The following is a 15,323-nucleotide window of genomic DNA, read 5'->3' as shown; positions in this document are numbered from 1 at the left end:
CCACATCAACATCGACGCTCTGACCATTCACTATAGCGAGTAAACACCCAGTCCCGGTCGGACACCTTAGCATCGTGATGGCGGAGCGGGCTCGGTGCTGGGCCTCATCGGCAGGCTAGCAGCTGAGAAATCGTCCGAACCCCAAGCCTCGGGATTTGGTGAAGCGTTTGCTGTCCCTGACCATGATTAGCACCGTAGTCGCGGGGCCGGCCACTGTGGCGGACGCTAGTTCGGCCGAGGGCGTGCGATTCCACGCCAGCTTCACAAGGGTCGATCCGTCGACGATAATTCCGAACGCGGTTTTGTCGCGTCCCTGATTGCTAGTTTCCGACGCACGCACTTCTCGTGAACTGGAATGGTGGTTTTTATATCCTGCTTGTTGGAACAGATGCGGAACGCTAAAGGTCAGGGAAAGGAGTTTTGCACGTGGCGACGCTGTTCTTTTCCTATTCCCATCGCGACGAGGCGTTGCGCGACGAGTTGCAGACGCAACTGGCGATGCTCCAACGTCAGGGCATCATCGAGACATGGCATGATCGCAAGATCGAGCCGGGAACCGCGTTCGACAAGGTCATCGGCGCGCATGTCGAACGGGATGATATCCTTCTCCTGCTCGTGAGCCCTGATTTTCTCGCCTCGGATTATTGCTACGAAGTCGAGATGATGCGCGCGATAGAGCGCCACGAAGCAGGCGAAGCCGTGGTGCTTCCCGTCATTCTACGGGCCTGCGATTGGAAACATGCGCCGTTCGGCAAGCTCCTTGCCGTTCCCACCGATGGCAAGCCGGTGACGCTTTGGCCTGACCGTGACCAGGCATTTCTCGAGGTTGCCAACGCCATTCGCACCGCGGCGGCGTCGCTTACGCCGCAAATGGCAACACGTGAAAGCCCGGCGATGCGGTCGGTTTTGCCGTTGGAGAGAAGCGCCGTCGTGCCCGAGGCACCGCGGTCGAGTAATCTGGCACTCGCCAAGACATTTTCCGACCGCGACAAGGATGAGTTCCTGCACGGTGCCTTCGATTATATGGTGCGGTTTTTCGAAACATCGCTCGACGAACTAGGGGCGCGCAACCAGGGCATTGAGGGGAGTATCCGCCGCATCGATGCCGATCGCTTTTTTGCGACGGTTTATCGCGATGGCGCGGCAGCGGCGCGCTGCACGATTTTCATGGGCGGCATGCTGGGCCGGGCGATTCATTTTCTCGAAGGGCAGACGAGCGATACCAACAGCTTTAGCGAATGCCTCCATGTCGAGGCCGACGATCAAAGTTGCTTTCTTCGCGCGATGGGTATGAACGTCGGCCGTGATCGCGCCGCAAAGCTTACTTTCGAGGGGGCATCGGAAATGTTTTGGGCGGCTTTCATCCGGCCGCTGCAGCACTAGGGAGATCGAGCGATGCTGCGAGGAATTGTCGGTGTCGTTTATCCCGCCGCGCTAAAACCGGGACAATTTTATGTTCGGTCCGATTATGCCGGCGGGCGCTGGCTCGCGCTCTGCGTCGGAGCGGCGGCGGGCGATGGCGGGTCGCAGGATCGCTGGGAACTCGTTTTCGACCGTCCCGATCAGAGCGGGCCGTTTCTTCAGGTTCCAAGTGACAGCGAACCCGTCGCCTTGCTGCCCCCCGTCGCCGTGCGCGTGGATCCCGTCGCTGCGGCGGCCAGCCCTTACATAGGGCAGTCCTTCAAGGGACAGCTTCTCGTGGCGGGCCATTCGTGCTTCGTCATCGCTCCGTTCGAGCGCGGGATTGGCCGAGCCACGATCGACCTCGCCAGCGGCATGCAGGCCGCCACGTCGCTGCCCGATGGATGGCTCGGCTTTTCGGACTGGTCGCTCGTGGTTGGCGACGGCGACGAGGAAAAAATCCTGATGCGATATGGCGGTTCGGACTGACCCGTGCCCTGTCGTCGGCCGTGCAAATCGGGAACGGCTCGCGGTTCATTCCGGCGGCCGCCAATAACGCGCTTCGATATCGCGCGGTTGCGCATCCGGGTTGGCGAAACGCTGCTCCCTGGCCGAAACCCCGAGGTGGCGGTGAAACAGCGCGACATAGTCGGGATCGTCAGCGAGATCGGGTACGAGCGCATCGAGCCGCTTGCCGACTTCGATCGCGGCGCCGCCGGTCGAGACCACCGGGATGATCGCGGCCTCGGGCTGAAGTTCCCGGAACAAGTCATATTCGTCGATGATCCCGCCCATGCCGCCGATGAAGACAGCGGCGGCGAAGCGATGCTCGCTGAACATCCGTCGGCGCATATGCAGCAAGCTTTGCGCGCGATCGCCGGCGATATCGTCGGTGAGCGTGACATTGCCGAACCGTGCATTGTCTTGCGGAAACTGGTCTTCGAAATGGCGTGACTGATAGAGCCCGACCCACCGTCCGTAATCGAGGCCTAAGTCTTCGGCTATGACCCAGATCATCGGGGTGATCGCAGGGTGGCCGCCCCAAATCAGCGGACGGCGTCCGAGCGTGACATAGACTAGCGCCGAGACCGCGGCGGTAATCGCCACCGTATCGGCGGTTGCGGCATATTCGGGACCGCGCCGCGGATCGGGGACGCCGGCGGACAGGAAAATTGCATCCATCATCAAGCCTCCCATCCGGCCAGTTCCCAACCGGCGTCGGACACCTTGATCGCGCGCACGGCCGCAATCTGTTCGTCGAGCCACTTCAGATGCGCCGTCCAAGCCTGCCGGATTCCAATATGGTCGTAAACGAGCACCGGTATGCCCTGCTGCTCGGCGCGCCGCGCCTTTTCAACCACATCGTTCAAAATTTCAGCGGTCGGGATTCCGACGATCGGATAGGCCCAGACCTTGCGTTGATCGAGCAGGCGCACCGCGATTGCCCGATGCGCGCCGATTCCCTCCACCTCGGCCCCAATCTTCACAATGTCGGCCCTGAGCTTGCCAGTGATCGACATGAAGCGCGCGGCGATGCTCCGGCTGCGCAAATCCTCGACCCGCAGCAAGATCGCATCGGCGGCGGTATCGACGATCGGACCGTCGGAACCCGTCAGTTCGTTAGCATCGAGATAGACCGTCTCGGCGAGGTCCGTCATGCGGTTCGGCTCGAGCCCTGGCCATATGACGCGGAGCACATGGATTTCCTTAGCGCGAGCGCGGCCAATTTCATGCCGGGTCCAGCGGCTCTCGAAATAGGTCGGTGTGTCGAGCATGACCATGACATCCGAATCGACAAGGCGGTGCCACAGCACTTCTTGGAAGGGATCGCCGGGACGGATGTCGTGCGTGTCGAGAAAGACGTCGAACCCGCGTGCCGACAACAGGTCATGGAGTTGAAGCGCTGCGGCGCGCGCCTCGGTACGGCGGTAGCTCACAAAGACGCGCCGCTGCTGACGAAGCAAGCCGATGCATTCGAGGAGCGCTGCTGCGAGCTCGCGCATCGCTTCGTCGTCACCCCGCCGGCGAAGCCCGTTTGCCGACTGGAGGAAATCGGGAATGCAGGCGCCAAATTCCTGGGTTGGCCCCACGGTCGGGACCACGGGCGCGCTTTGCGCAACGAGCATCCGCGCCGCTTCAACATCGCATGCGGGGACGCCCCCAAAATAGGCAGCAACGAAGGCGGCACGGGGGTTGCGCCCGGCCACGCTAGCGCCGTCGTGCAGAATTAGCTCGCGGCCGATCTCCATGCCGAAATCGCCGACGAGCGTGGCAATCGCGCGGACAAGCGCAGCTCGCTCGGCCTCGGTCGGCGAACCGAGAATGGCGAGTTCGTAATGGCTCATTGCGGTCTCTCCTCGCGTCGAAAGGGAACGCATGCCAACCGCATCATTGCGGCGCCTCTGGACGACGGAAGTCCTTAAGATAACGTTCGGCATAGCCGTCGATATCCCACGCGACTGGGTGGATCAGCGCGTTTTTCGGTGGGCGCCGGCGACGGAAAAGATTGAGGCGGCGTGTCGTTCGCTGGGTCTTGTTGTCCCAGCGCTTCTTGGGAAGAAATTCTGCCGGCCACCAATAGAAGGGCATGCGGTGAATTTCAGCCTTCGGCGAGGCGGGCGTGAAATGGCTCCCCTCGCTCTCGCCGAGTATGTCGGCAAGGCGGTCTTTATCGATGCCAAGCCCTTTCGCCGCGGCTTCGTCGGCCATCCAGCGGAGCGAATATTTGCTGAGGCCGGATGCCGATTCGGCATGACCCCCGCCGACGTCGCAATGATCGCCCGGAAACCACATTTCCGCACAATCCTGCCGGGCGTGCGGGCGGAAGCGGTTTGTCCTGAAAAAGGCCCGCTTCTCGTCGAGCGCAATCGCATGCCGGATATGCGCGATATCCGGATTGGCGCCCGTATAGGGTAGCGCCACGGGTGTTCCGATCCAGCCGACCGAACTCACCGTATCCCAAACGCCAACAAAATGGGGCTTGCATTCGGCCATCGAGAGATTGGCCTTGAAACGCCTAGCGAGCGTCATGACCGTGTCGAACGCTGCGCCTTCGGCCCCATTGGCGCGCCAGAACATCTTGATCGCATAGGGTAGAAGCGCCTCGTTGCCGGGCATCGGAACGCCGTAAGTGGAGAGCAGGGCAGCGAGGATACGGACGGTATAGGCGCCGCGGCTGAATCCGAACAGGAAGAGCTGGTCGCCTGGCCGCCAATGGTTCATGATGAACACATAGGCGTCGCGCAGGTCGTCTTTGATCCCGTAGCCGAACGCCATGCCCCCAACCCGCGCCAGATAATTGCCGACGGGAAGCGGGAAACCGGGCGACGCGCGCGTTCCAAGGCCCGGCTGATAATAGACATGCTGCGCCTCAATGTCCTTTTCGAGTGCGTAGACCAGGCGTGCGACATTGGTTTGGTGTTTTGCCGGCTGGTTCGACGTGCCGTCGCAGCAGACAATGACGTTACGCGGCCGCTTGCCCTCCACAGGCCCTCTCCCTGATTTTCGAGACCGGCACGATAGCTCATGGCCGCGCGCTGCAAAGCGCAATCTTCCCCGATATGCTATTTATCGGTAGCGTGCGCCCGGCCCGGCAATCCTTACCAAAGCCGATGCGATAATGTTTGACAGCCGGGTACGGCCCTCGCACCTTCGAGCATGTTCGGCGTGTCGCGTGTTCGCGCCGCATCGATGCTCGCGCGGCCGTGACGGGAGGGGACATGATCATTCTGGGTCGCGAGGTGGTCAACAGCCTCGTTCTTGGTCCCGACGCTGATGGGCGTCTCGTGCAGGATTCGCCGGTCCGGAGCGACGTCTGGGCGGGCTATGCCGGGGCGCCAGGCGAAGCGCTCGATCTCCTGGTCGAGGCCTATCGCGACACGCCCACCGGGCTTGTCGCGGCGCGCATCGCCGCGCGACTTTACGATACGCCCGAGCGCCCCGGCTTCGGCGACGCCGGCCATCGGCTCGGTTACGGCCTGTCCTTCGTCGAAGGTCTTGTGGCGGCCCGCCTGCGCATCAAGGAACTTGCCTATTCGCTGCTGCCTTTCACCCGCTGGGCACGGTCGCTTGGTCTCGCTGCCGACGATGGTGTCGCAGCGGGCGTGGAGGAGCGCGTCGCGCGGCAACTGCACGAGCTGCGCCGCAGACGCGGTTGGGAAAGCGCGACCATCGAGACGCCTCCCGGGATCGAACGTCTCGCCGCGACGCTGCGCGTGCTGGCATCGCTGCTATGGGCCGAAGGCGCCGAGGCCGCCGACGCTGCCGAAATCGGGACGCCCGCCGACTTTTATCGCCGCGCCGACATTGAGGCGATCGCGGCGCTTGCCGGCGAGATTGGCGAGCATCTGGTGCGGCTGCGCCCCATCGGCCTAGGCAGCGATTATGATATATTCGCGGTATCGCTGAACCGCCCGGTCGAGCTCGCGATCGACCGCTCGGTGCCGGCGATCAAGGGCGACGCGGCCGCGACGCTTTTTTCTGTGAACTGCGAGCGGCTTGCTTGGGCGGTCCTTGACACGGGGATCGATGCGAGCCATCCCGCCTTCAAGGATTTGCGCGATCCGCCAAATAGCCGGGTCGTTGCCACCTATGATTTTACGCAGCTTCGCCGCGCCGTGCTGGTCGATCATCTTTATGATGGCGACATCCTCCGCGACAATGCGCGGTTCCTCGCCGAGCGCACGGGTCTGTCGCTCGGCTTCGTCATCGAGGATCTGTTATCGCTCGCGCAGGACGCACGCGAGCGCAGGCCTGTCGACTGGATGCGCGCCGAGAAATATGTTCTCGAAGCCTCGCCCGGCGTGCCGGCGCACCCCCACGGTACGCATGTCGCGGGGATTATCGGCGGCGGCTGGGATGCGGCCGACTTCGCAGGCGGGGCACCGACTGCGCAGCGCGGGGTGTGTCCCGACATCCGCCTCTATGATTTCCGTGTCGTGACCGGAGGCGGCGACGATAGCGAATTTGCGCTCGTCGGCGCCTTGCAGTTCATCCGCTATCTCAACACAAGATCCTATCACACCGAAATTCATGGCGCCAATATCAGCCTGTCGATTCACCACGATGTGCGCAATTATGCGTGCGGCCAAACTCCTGTTTGCGAAGAGGCGAGCAAACTCGTTGCTTCGGGTGTCGTCGTCGTCGCGGCCGCCGGCAATCGCGGCTTTCAAAGTTACCATCTCAGCGACGGCGGCGCCTTCGAATCCTACGCGCCATCGAGTATCACCGACCCGGGCAACGCCGAGGCGGTGATCACGGTCGGTGCAACGCATCGCACCTCGCCCCACAGCTATGGCGTCAGCTTCTTCTCGAGCCGCGGGCCCACGGGCGACGGTCGCCAGAAACCTGATCTGGTCGCGCCCGGGGAGAAAATATGGAGCATGATCCCCGGCCCGAGCGAGGACGCCCTCAGCGGCACGAGCATGGCCGCGCCGCACGTCAGCGGCGCGGCGGCGATGCTGATGGCGCGTAATCCCGAGTTCGTCGGCCGCGCCGCCGAGATCAAGGCGATCCTGTGCGAAAGCTGCACCGATCTCGGACGCGAGCGCAGCTTTCAGGGGGCAGGCATGCTCGATATCTTGCGCGCAATGCAGCGAATCTAGGGTGGTGAGGTTGCAGATGCGAAAAGGGAGAGGGGGAAAATATGGAACTCGAGGTCCTGCCTGCCGCCAAGGGCGATTGCCTGCTCCTCCACCATGAGGAGAATGGACATAAGCGCCTGATCCTGATCGACGGCGGTCCTGCCGGCGTTTACAAACAGTCGCTCAAGCCGCGCTTGCTCGAACTACGCAAGGAGCGGATCGCCGAAGGCGCGATCGGCAAGTCCGATCCGCTCGTCATCGACCTCATAATCGTTAGCCACATCGATGATGACCATATCAACGGCATCGAGGCGCTCTTCGACGATATCGCGGCGCAGGGGGGCACGCATAAGCCCGATTTTCGGGTCGATCGCCTGTGGCACAACAGCTTTCTGAGTCTCGTCGACGCCAAAAGCGGTGACGTTGCCGCGCTCGCCGGGGCGGGCGATGCCATCATCGCCAGTCTCGGCGCCATGGCGCCCGAGGCCGCGAAGGAGGGCGCCGAGGACCTCGAAATGGTGCTTGCGAGCATTGCCCAAGGCTATAATTTGCTTGCCCAGGCCAAGGCGCTCGGCATCGCGATCAACCCCGGATTTAAGGGTAAAACGATCGAAGCGCATAGCGCCGCGCCGCTCGTCATCGACGGGCTGTCGATCCGGCTCCTCGGCCCGCGAAAGTCCGAACTTGACGCCTTGCGAAAGGATTTCGCAGCCTGGCTCAAGGCGCGGAACAAGGGTCAAGCGACCCCTGCATCGCTGCTCGCGAGCTTCACCGACACGTCGGTCGCCAATTTGTCGAGCATTGTTCTCCTCGTCGAAAAGGGAAAGAAGCGATTCCTGCTCACCGGCGACGCGCGCGGCGACAAGATAATGGAAGCGGCCGCAGCCTTCGGTCTCGCCAGTAAGTCGCAACCCTTATCGGTCAACATTTTCAAGGTGCCGCATCACGGCAGCGACCGAAACAACAGCGCAGAATGCTTTGCGATGTTCCCCGCCGAGCACTACGTCTTTTCGGGCGACGGCAAGCATGAAAATCCCGACCGCGAAACATTCGAATATCTTGCGGCGGCGCGCGCCGACGCGAAGACGATCGTCGAGCTGACATATCCCCCCGCCGACATCGACAAGGTGCGCGCGCAGGAATGGGAGAAGAAGCACAAGCCCCGCCTTTTCGATCCCGCGACGCAAGGCATCGCGCCATATTTGTCGAAACAGAAGAATTTCGTCGTGCGCCATCCGCCACCCCGCTGATCCCAACATGGAGTCGTCGATGCCCGACAAAAAGCTTCGCGTGATGATATCGAGCCGCTGCAACGACCCGTTTCCCGAGGGCGGGTCGCCGCTCAGCGATTTGCGCCGCGCAGCGAAGCGCGAACTCGAAGCCGTGCGCCTCTTCGGGAAACCGATGTTCGATGTCTGGATCAACGAGGACGCCCCGCCCGACGACGCCGCGGGCGATTCGATCGACATTTGCCTTGCGCAAGTTGACGAAGCCGACATCGTCGTTGTCCTGAGCAATGGTAACGCCGGCTGGGCGGCGGGAGCATCGGATATCGGCATCTGCCATGCCGAATTGATGCGCGGCGTTGCAACGGCGGCGGGCAAGGTTCGCCTCGTTGCGCTCCACGACATCGCCGACGATCCTAAAGATCCTTCGCAGATCGCCCGCAATGCGCGGTTCCGCGAATATCTTCAGACACAGAATTTCTTTCGTGGCGGCTCGGTACGAACCCGCGACGACGCGCTTGAGAGGATCCGCGAAGCCGTCTTCGACGCGGTTCAATCACTTGCGCGCTTGGGCGTGCGCGAGGCGCGCAAGGGCAAGTTCCACACCGGCGAGGCGCTGCAGTGGAGCAGTCTCAACTTTCGCGATCGCCAGGCGCTAATGGTCGACACGCTCGCCGAGTGTTTTGCCGCGCGCCCCGGTGGCAAGCGCGTGGGAAACCGCGTCGAATTACCGGTCGCGGGAAAAGCCGTGCTGTTCGCCGTCCACGCGATCCCGGCGGCTTTGACAATTGCCGCGGCGCGCGAGCTCGTCGGCCAACCGTTTTTGCGCGACTTCGAATATGAGGCGGCGCTCGCAGCCGCGGCGGGCCCCGTTCATGTGATCGGTTGCCAGAAAGGCGCTACCGAAAGCCAGGCGATCGCGATGCTCGGCTTTCCCGACGCGACGGTGGTGGCGGCGCCCTTCGGTGTCTATGTCGCCGACCCCCTCCAGAAAGTGCAGTTCCTCTTTCTGCAGAATTGCCGCGACCGAACAACGACCCGCTTTAGCGCCCAACGCTTTTTCGATTGGATCGACCAATCGGGCGAAGCGGCGGCCCTGCTCGCCTGCGCGCAATCGCGGCGGCGGATCGTCAAAGCCATCGCACGCGAGCAAGAGCAATCGGGCTCTGCGGCCATCTTGAACAAGCATCGGTAGTATTGGCTGAGCGCGATCCGCCCCGGCGAATACTACATCGATGCGAGGGCCACGCCCATTTCTTCTCCAGGTTCCCAGACCGCCAAGCGGTTGAACTTCGAAAAATCGACCTTTCGATAAAGGTCCAGATACTCGCTGCCGTGCGTCGTGCCGGCATTGTCGCGCGTCGTTGCTACAAGGATGCTGCGAATGGGTTTGACACCATCAGCATAGCCGATTTCCCAAGGGCACCAGCGGGACTTCATGGCGTTGGGCGTGGCCAGAAACATGAAATAGGTCGATTGCTTGATCCGTCGCTGGATATTCTCGGCAGTTTTGCGGTTTGGATGCGGCGGCATATCGTGGTCCATCCAGTCGACATAGGCGTCCCACCCGGCATCGTTCAGCAGCTGGACGAAGCCTTTAACATATTGCTCGTCCTTGTGGCTGTGACAGAGAAAGACAGTCTTGGCGTTTCGGGTTCGCGCTTCCTCGACCATGGCCTTGGTGACATGGACCCGAAAGCGCGTGGAGGCTTCGGTAAGCGTCGACAGATCAATTGCCATTGCTAGCGGCCCGCTGCCTTGGCGGCCGCCTCGATCCATGCGGGCATATTGTGATACCCGTCGTCGCCCACCCAGCTGTAGGTCGGATAGATTTTCGAAAAAGCGGTTTTGATGCCGCCGCGGTCGATGCTCCAGTGGTCGAGCGGATTGCGCCCCGGCACATCGATACCCGTCTGCGGGTCTTTTACGCCGAACAGGTCGATCGCGAGCAGTCCCTTGCCCAGCTCGTAGCTGCGCTTGATCTCGTGCTTGACCCAAGGCCGATCATAGGTCTGGGCACCAAACAGCACAACCGTCACCGACGTGCCCTTGAGCTGCTGCTCGATCCAGTTTTCGATACCGCCCGCACGCCGCTTCGCTTCCTCGAACTCGGCCTTGTCGTAAAAGGGCTGCGCTTCGCCCCCGGGCCTGACGACCCAGCTCTGCCGAACTTGCTGAATGCGGCGCACATCGCGCGCATAGTGAAAACTGAAAAATACCCGACGTGCCATGTCGCCCCCACCATTTTTATGCGCCGTCGAATGACGCGGCAGCAATCCGCGTCAGCCTTCAAGGTGCCGATAATAGCGATATGGACCGCTCGCCGACAGCATCAACGGAACCTTTAAGTCAAATTGTATCCGATTGGGAGATAGTTCGGACGCCGATGATTTCCGGGGATGTCGCTGCGCCCATCTTCTCAGTCATGGCGTGCACGTCGGCGTCAGCAGCCCCAATCGGGACATCCGAAGCCTGGCCTCTTGGCGTTGCACGGAATCCTCAGTGGCGGTTCATTCGAAGGCGGCGAGGTGAACTTGGGCGCATGCGACCTATATTCGCGCGTGACCATACCGGGGATCGAGCATGACCGACGCGAATAAGAAGAGCATTGAACTGACACGCCGCGCGCAGGAATTGGCTGGAGGAAGCGACATCGTTCGGCGCGCGGCGGAGGTCCAAAAAAGCGTCACCGCGCTTGCGGCGCTCGATCCGCTGTTCAGCAATCCCGCAAAGCGGCTTGCGATGGGCTTGCCCGTCACGGCAACCGACAAGCTGATCGAGCAGATCAGGGCGGATTATGCCAAGATGGATCGGCTCGCCATTTTCGGGACCAAGTCGGTCACCCTGCAGTCCGAGATTCAGCAGGCGCTCAAAATTCAGCATCCCTTCGGCCCGTTCGCCCAGCAGAACAAGGCATTGCGAGATGCCATCGAGCGCATCGGCCTCGGCTCTAAACGGCCTTTCGGCATGGCGACCGAAACAGCCGAACGGCTTGCTGCGATCAGCGCTGGACTCTGCGGAACGAAGGGCAGTTTGGGCGCGGGCGTTTTCGATAAGATTCAGGCGTCACTCTCCTCCGGGGCATTTTCCTCGGCCGAGCGCGTGGTTCTTGGTCTTGATTCTGCCGGATTGAGCGCGCTCGGCCGCTCGCGTCACTGGGCCAACGGACTGAGCAGCCTGTCGCCGAAGGATATGGAGGCGATAACCGGGTCCAACGCGCTTGCCTCCAAGGAAATCAATGCGATCGGCCTGGCGGCCAAGCGCATCACCGAGATGACGAGCAGTTTCGGCAGCGCCCGCAAGTTGCAGCGGGAAATCGAAGCCGCGATCGCCGGCTATGGCAGCACGACTGCGAAACTCGCGATGTTCGCGGGCGCGACAGATATCCTGGGTCCGGCATCGCTCGCCAGCCGAGCGGCATTTGACAGCGTTATGGGCGGTTATAATTCGGCGACGCTTAGCGACGTCGATCTGCGCCGCTCGCCCGCTGAACGCGCCCGCGTCTATCGCGACATGGATGTCGACGAGGGCTTCGTCGAGACGAATATCGGCGAAACGCTCGCGCTCCTGATCGAAGGGGGCGTCGTTGAGGGCGCAGTATCGCGCGCCGGCGTGGTGACCGCCTTTGTCGAAGCCGGATCGATCCGGATGCGCGTTTCAGCCCGCCAGGCAAGAGTGGCATCGTACTCCGTTATCGACGGCTTCGAGATGGCGCTTCGAGCGTTCATCACCCAGAAGCTCGAAGCGATCGCAGGACCCCAATGGTTCAAGCAACGCGTCCCCGGCGACGTCGCGCGCCGGGCGAAAGAGCGGCGCCTGGAAGCTCAGCGCAGCGGAGAGGCGTCGCTGCCTCTCATCAACTATGTCGATCTCGCCGACCTGATCTCGATCATCGGACGCACCGACAACTGGGGCGCGGCCTTCGAGGCCGTGTTCAGCAGGCTCGAAGATTTACGCGTCGATATTCTGCGCCTCAACGCAAGCCGTCGTCCCACGATGCACGCACGCCCCGTCGATCCGGTCCGCCTTGCAGAGGCTATTCTCGTTGTCAGTCGCTTGATGGTTGCGATGCAGGTCGACGGCGCATGGGATGAGGGCTGGGACGCGGACATCTGAATATCGCGAACACCCATTTTATATAGGACCGGAAGTCTCCGCCAAACATGGAGTGTAATGGCGAGCCGACAGGCGGCAGTTGGTTTCATCGTCACTGTCGGCTCGCAGCGCCGCGAGAGTCGCGGCTAAAGGTGCAGACCGCCGCTACACTGACGCGCCGATCATAAGCGGTGAAGGTAGTCTACCTACCGGCATTTCGGGCAGCTCGCTCAATCCACGCGCCTATGTTGTTGTAGCCATCGTCTCTTACCCAGTCATAGGTATGATACAATTCAGTGAACGGCCTTTGACCCACTTTCCAGTGCTCAAGAGGGTTGCGGCCGGGTAAATCAACACCACTGAGTGGATCTTTCACATTGTGTATGTCGATGGCCAAAATTCCCATCTTGCGCTCGTGACTCCGCTTAATTTCGTACTTGACCCATTCACGACCGTAAGTCTCACGCCCAAACAGGACTGCGGTTACCGAACACCCCGCGAGCTGGTCGTCTATCCACTTTTGTATCCCACCCGCCCGGCGCTTGGCATCTTCAAATTCTGCGGCATCATAAAACGGCTGTGCTGCACCCTGTTCGCGCACAACCCACGAATTGCGCACCTGCTGAATACGACGCACATCGCGTCCATAATGGAAGCTAAAAAACACTTTGCGCATTACTAAGAGTTGCCTTCCTGAAGCTTACGGATCACCGCAATGATTGGTTGGATCAGCGTGGACAAATCGTCGGTATGCTCCGCCAAACCCTGAATAAGTGTCGGACCATCTGCGCCGAGTTCAGGAATGAACTGGCTCGGATCCGCGAGGGCTAAATCTGCAAGCTCTTTCGCCATCCCTCCAGTCGCCCCGATCGGTACCACGGCAAGACCCTGTGTTCGCGCAATTTCGAACTCCTCTTTCATACCTTGAGCCGAAATCACCCCGTCATCCCCTTCTTTCGTCCCGAACAAGAAGACGGCGACTCCGGCGTGGGAGGTAATTTCCTGGCGGTACTCCTTCCAGACAGCGGTTCGATTTTCTGGATCGCCGCTTTGCGGGAACGGTCGCAGCACCAAATTTTCCTCAATGCTGCTGTCGGACCGCATGATTTCCCTCAATGCTCCCGAAAGCAAAGCGTCGCCGAAGCCTAGGCCGATACCGGTCGCGAGGCGAGTCCCGCTTGAAATCAGCTGGCGTCCAAGCGTCTCGGCGAATTTAGTGACCGCCTCCTTCCCCCAGGGTTCAAAGTTAGCAGCGCTTGCGGAAACAAATACAGTTCGACGGCGGTAACGGGCAACAAGCTCTTCGAGAAACTCCGTTATTTCATCGTACTCGTCAACTGATAGAACCTTCACATTGAAGCGTTTGAGATCCTCAATTATCAACTCTTGACGAAGGCTGTGGTGCCTAAAATCCTCGGCTGTCTCCTCAGGTAGTTTCGCACGCTTCCTGAAGACCGCGTAATGGCGCCGTTGATTGCTCTTGAAAGTCAGCCTGACCTGAGAGAGTACATGATTTAAGTTCGGATCTGTGAAACTGAATCCCAAAAAAAGAAACGTCTTCGAGACTAGGTCGCCTGCAAGCGCACTTGTGAAAGCACCTCTATCAGTCTGATAACGTTCGTAGTCATCGCGGGTCGCCACGGCTTCGTCAGGCCGATCAACATCCCCGTGCATCTTGTACAGCGTAGCTTGTTTGCCTGGACGGCTAGTGGCCAGCTGCGGTACCGCGCTTTTTACATCAACAACTTTCCCGGCGTTACGGAGGGCGGTTTCAATGAGCTTATCGTAATTCGTTGTCCACCAAGTACGAATCGGTAGCTGCGCGAGGAGTTCGTGATTTCTTGTCGGTGGATTGGTCGGGGCAATTGCTTCGATAACAGCCTTGTGGAGCCTGTCCCGATTGGTGCCGTTGGCATTGACGTGAAACTGCGCCACCCCTACCAAATCGGTTTCAAGGTCGATCCTTAGTTCAAGTTCTTCAGCAAGCGGGCGTATCAATTCACGCCAGTCGACATAACCGGAAGGGATCGAAAGACCTGCGCCTGCAAATACTGCAGCATCGCCAACCACGACCTCGCCAAGATAGTCGGTAAGAAACTGTCGTATAGCTGGCTTCATTTGTTAGTGAGTGCCTGTGGCTAGCGGATGTCCGCGATTTGATCATTCAGCCAGAGAGAATGCAAGGTCTGAGTTACCGACTTCCGGTTTCATAAGCCCGCCTATGCATGACCGGCGTGTCCATCGCGTCAAGCATAAAAGCACGGCAACGTTCATTTCACGCCGACGACCCCTGGCGTGGCAAAGCCACGGGGCGCGGAACTGACGCGCTAACTCATTTCTTGGTATGTCCATGATCTCTGTCAGTGTTCCTGAAAGGTGGCTTTCCGGTACGTTCAACATTGATGCCGCTCAGCAATGATCATTTCGGCGTCCGCTTTCGGCAACGTGCCCGGCGTGGCCGAACGGCCGACATCAGGCGCGTAGCTGCCATCCTCGCGGGGGTAAACGAACGACAGCTTATGGGCAGGCCCGCTGATTTCTCGAATGACCGCGATTAGGCGTATTCTGTTGAAAAACTCGGACGACGCACCTCATCCATGCCTCTTCCGTAATAAACATATAATAAGAACCCAATTGGCGATCCAAAGTTATGTAGCAATTAGAAATGTGCTAATATTTTTACTTGTGTCGAGGCGCCCAAAGCCGTGTGGATAGTTTTTCAACAGAATAAGGCGCATTCCCGACCAAATTCCATCGAAGCTCGACGTCTCGACGCTTGGCTTAGGAATCTGACGGACCGACATGCCTCTTGTGACGTCGTTGACCCGACATAAATGGCACCTACACCAAATGTGTGCCCAGGGAATGTCGGCTTCAGGCTACCCAGACCAGCAGGTCGCGTCCGTCAAGGTGGTGTAATTTCGGCTGTGGCCGTGGGCCATCGTCAGGCGGCTTTGGCGGTGATGTGTAGGGGCTGATTTTCCTCCTCGATCATGGGTTGGTTGAGTTCGGCCATGCC

Annotated in this window: 14 protein-coding genes; 6 read left to right on the top strand and 8 right to left on the bottom strand. The window is 60.4% G+C overall.

Translation table 11 applies throughout. From position 1 onward, the window contains the following. Nucleotides 1-115 precede the first annotated feature (115 nt). On the bottom strand, nt 116-388 hold the full coding sequence (locus STE01S_RS21030) for a cytochrome P460 family protein (protein ID WP_409371991.1): 273 nt from the start codon (nt 386-388) through the stop codon (nt 116-118). Nucleotides 389-426: 38 nt separating this feature from the next. Between STE01S_RS21030 and STE01S_RS15660 the strand changes: the two genes are divergently transcribed. Both STE01S_RS15660 and STE01S_RS15655 read left to right on the top strand, forming a co-directional pair. Further along, nucleotides 427-1,383: a toll/interleukin-1 receptor domain-containing protein gene (locus tag STE01S_RS15660; protein ID WP_062769388.1), complete on the top strand. Its 957-nt coding sequence runs from the start codon at nt 427-429 to the stop codon at nt 1,381-1,383. A 12-nt stretch (nt 1,384-1,395) separates the two neighbouring features. After that, complete coding sequence (locus tag STE01S_RS15655) at nt 1,396-1,890, top strand: hypothetical protein (protein ID WP_062769385.1); 495 nt, start codon at nt 1,396-1,398, stop codon at nt 1,888-1,890. Between the two features lie 45 nt (nt 1,891-1,935). On the opposite strand, the gene STE01S_RS15650 is transcribed toward STE01S_RS15655, so the two are convergent. The 3 genes from STE01S_RS15650 to STE01S_RS15640 are packed head-to-tail and all read right to left on the bottom strand — an operon-like array spanning nt 1,936 to nt 4,887. Then, entirely contained in the window at nt 1,936-2,586 is a 651-nt protein-coding gene (locus tag STE01S_RS15650; protein WP_062769501.1) for an SLOG domain-containing protein, read from the bottom strand. Then, the gene (locus STE01S_RS15645) at nt 2,586-3,746 is read right to left on the bottom strand and encodes a toll/interleukin-1 receptor domain-containing protein (protein ID WP_062769382.1); all 1,161 of its coding nucleotides are present in this window, start codon (nt 3,744-3,746) and stop codon (nt 2,586-2,588) included. Before STE01S_RS15645 ends, STE01S_RS15650 begins: the two co-directional genes overlap by 1 nt. 43 nt (nt 3,747-3,789) lie before the next feature. Continuing rightward, nucleotides 3,790-4,887, bottom strand: a complete 1,098-nt coding sequence (locus STE01S_RS15640) for a DUF2235 domain-containing protein (RefSeq protein ID WP_062769379.1) — start codon at nt 4,885-4,887, stop codon at nt 3,790-3,792. A 233-nt stretch (nt 4,888-5,120) separates the two neighbouring features. Between STE01S_RS15640 and STE01S_RS15635 the strand changes: the two genes are divergently transcribed. The 3 genes from STE01S_RS15635 to STE01S_RS15625 are packed head-to-tail and all read left to right on the top strand — an operon-like array spanning nt 5,121 to nt 9,404. Next, complete coding sequence (locus STE01S_RS15635; RefSeq protein WP_062769375.1) at nt 5,121-7,004, top strand: S8 family serine peptidase; 1,884 nt, start codon at nt 5,121-5,123, stop codon at nt 7,002-7,004. Nucleotides 7,005-7,045: 41 nt separating this feature from the next. After that, nucleotides 7,046-8,233, top strand: coding sequence for a ComEC/Rec2 family competence protein (locus STE01S_RS15630; RefSeq protein ID WP_062769372.1), 1,188 nt, complete (start codon nt 7,046-7,048; stop codon nt 8,231-8,233). Between the two features lie 19 nt (nt 8,234-8,252). Next, a complete protein-coding gene (locus STE01S_RS15625; RefSeq protein WP_218016993.1) occupies nt 8,253-9,404 on the top strand; it encodes a DUF4062 domain-containing protein in 1,152 nt (383 codons plus the stop codon). A 32-nt stretch (nt 9,405-9,436) separates the two neighbouring features. Here the strand turns inward: STE01S_RS15625 and STE01S_RS15620 are convergent, their stop codons facing one another. Both STE01S_RS15620 and STE01S_RS15615 read right to left on the bottom strand, forming a co-directional pair. Further along, nucleotides 9,437-9,949: a toll/interleukin-1 receptor domain-containing protein gene (locus STE01S_RS15620; RefSeq protein ID WP_162928300.1), complete on the bottom strand. Its 513-nt coding sequence runs from the start codon at nt 9,947-9,949 to the stop codon at nt 9,437-9,439. Nucleotides 9,950-9,951: 2 nt separating this feature from the next. Next, on the bottom strand, nt 9,952-10,440 hold the full coding sequence (locus STE01S_RS15615) for a TIR domain-containing protein (protein ID WP_062769494.1): 489 nt from the start codon (nt 10,438-10,440) through the stop codon (nt 9,952-9,954). Nucleotides 10,441-10,957: 517 nt separating this feature from the next. On the opposite strand from STE01S_RS15615, the gene STE01S_RS15610 reads away from it, so the two are divergent. Further along, nucleotides 10,958-12,325 carry a hypothetical protein gene (locus STE01S_RS15610; protein ID WP_162928299.1) on the top strand — a complete coding sequence of 456 codons (1,368 nt, stop codon included), beginning with the start codon at nt 10,958-10,960 and terminating at the stop codon, nt 12,323-12,325. A gap of 181 nt (nt 12,326-12,506) precedes the next feature. Here the strand turns inward: STE01S_RS15610 and STE01S_RS19745 are convergent, their stop codons facing one another. Further along, entirely contained in the window at nt 12,507-12,980 is a 474-nt protein-coding gene (locus STE01S_RS19745) for a TIR domain-containing protein (protein WP_082813363.1), read from the bottom strand. Nucleotides 12,981-12,982: 2 nt separating this feature from the next. Next, nucleotides 12,983-14,422 (bottom strand): SIR2 family protein, encoded by a 1,440-nt coding sequence (locus STE01S_RS15605; RefSeq protein WP_062769366.1) that lies wholly within the window; start codon nt 14,420-14,422, stop codon nt 12,983-12,985. Nucleotides 14,423-15,323 lie beyond the last annotated feature (901 nt).

Origin of the sequence: Sphingopyxis terrae subsp. terrae NBRC 15098 (genome assembly GCF_001598815.1) — a bacterium.
GTDB lineage: Bacteria > Pseudomonadota > Alphaproteobacteria > Sphingomonadales > Sphingomonadaceae > Sphingopyxis > Sphingopyxis terrae.
This window is presented reverse-complemented; position numbering and strand designations above follow the sequence as displayed.

Coding starts and splice junctions, on each gene's coding strand:
- STE01S_RS15655 (WP_062769385.1), top strand. CDS start 1,396: ATGCTGCGAGGAATTGTCGGTGTCGTTTATCCCGCCGCGCTAAAACCG.
- STE01S_RS15650 (WP_062769501.1), bottom strand. CDS start 2,586: ATGATGGATGCAATTTTCCTGTCCGCCGGCGTCCCCGATCCGCGGCGC.
- STE01S_RS15645 (WP_062769382.1), bottom strand. CDS start 3,746: ATGAGCCATTACGAACTCGCCATTCTCGGTTCGCCGACCGAGGCCGAG.
- STE01S_RS15635 (WP_062769375.1), top strand. CDS start 5,121: ATGATCATTCTGGGTCGCGAGGTGGTCAACAGCCTCGTTCTTGGTCCC.
- STE01S_RS15630 (WP_062769372.1), top strand. CDS start 7,046: ATGGAACTCGAGGTCCTGCCTGCCGCCAAGGGCGATTGCCTGCTCCTC.
- STE01S_RS15625 (WP_218016993.1), top strand. CDS start 8,253: ATGCCCGACAAAAAGCTTCGCGTGATGATATCGAGCCGCTGCAACGAC.
- STE01S_RS15620 (WP_162928300.1), bottom strand. CDS start 9,949: ATGGCAATTGATCTGTCGACGCTTACCGAAGCCTCCACGCGCTTTCGG.
- STE01S_RS15615 (WP_062769494.1), bottom strand. CDS start 10,440: ATGGCACGTCGGGTATTTTTCAGTTTTCACTATGCGCGCGATGTGCGC.
- STE01S_RS19745 (WP_082813363.1), bottom strand. CDS start 12,980: ATGCGCAAAGTGTTTTTTAGCTTCCATTATGGACGCGATGTGCGTCGT.
- STE01S_RS15605 (WP_062769366.1), bottom strand. CDS start 14,422: ATGAAGCCAGCTATACGACAGTTTCTTACCGACTATCTTGGCGAGGTC.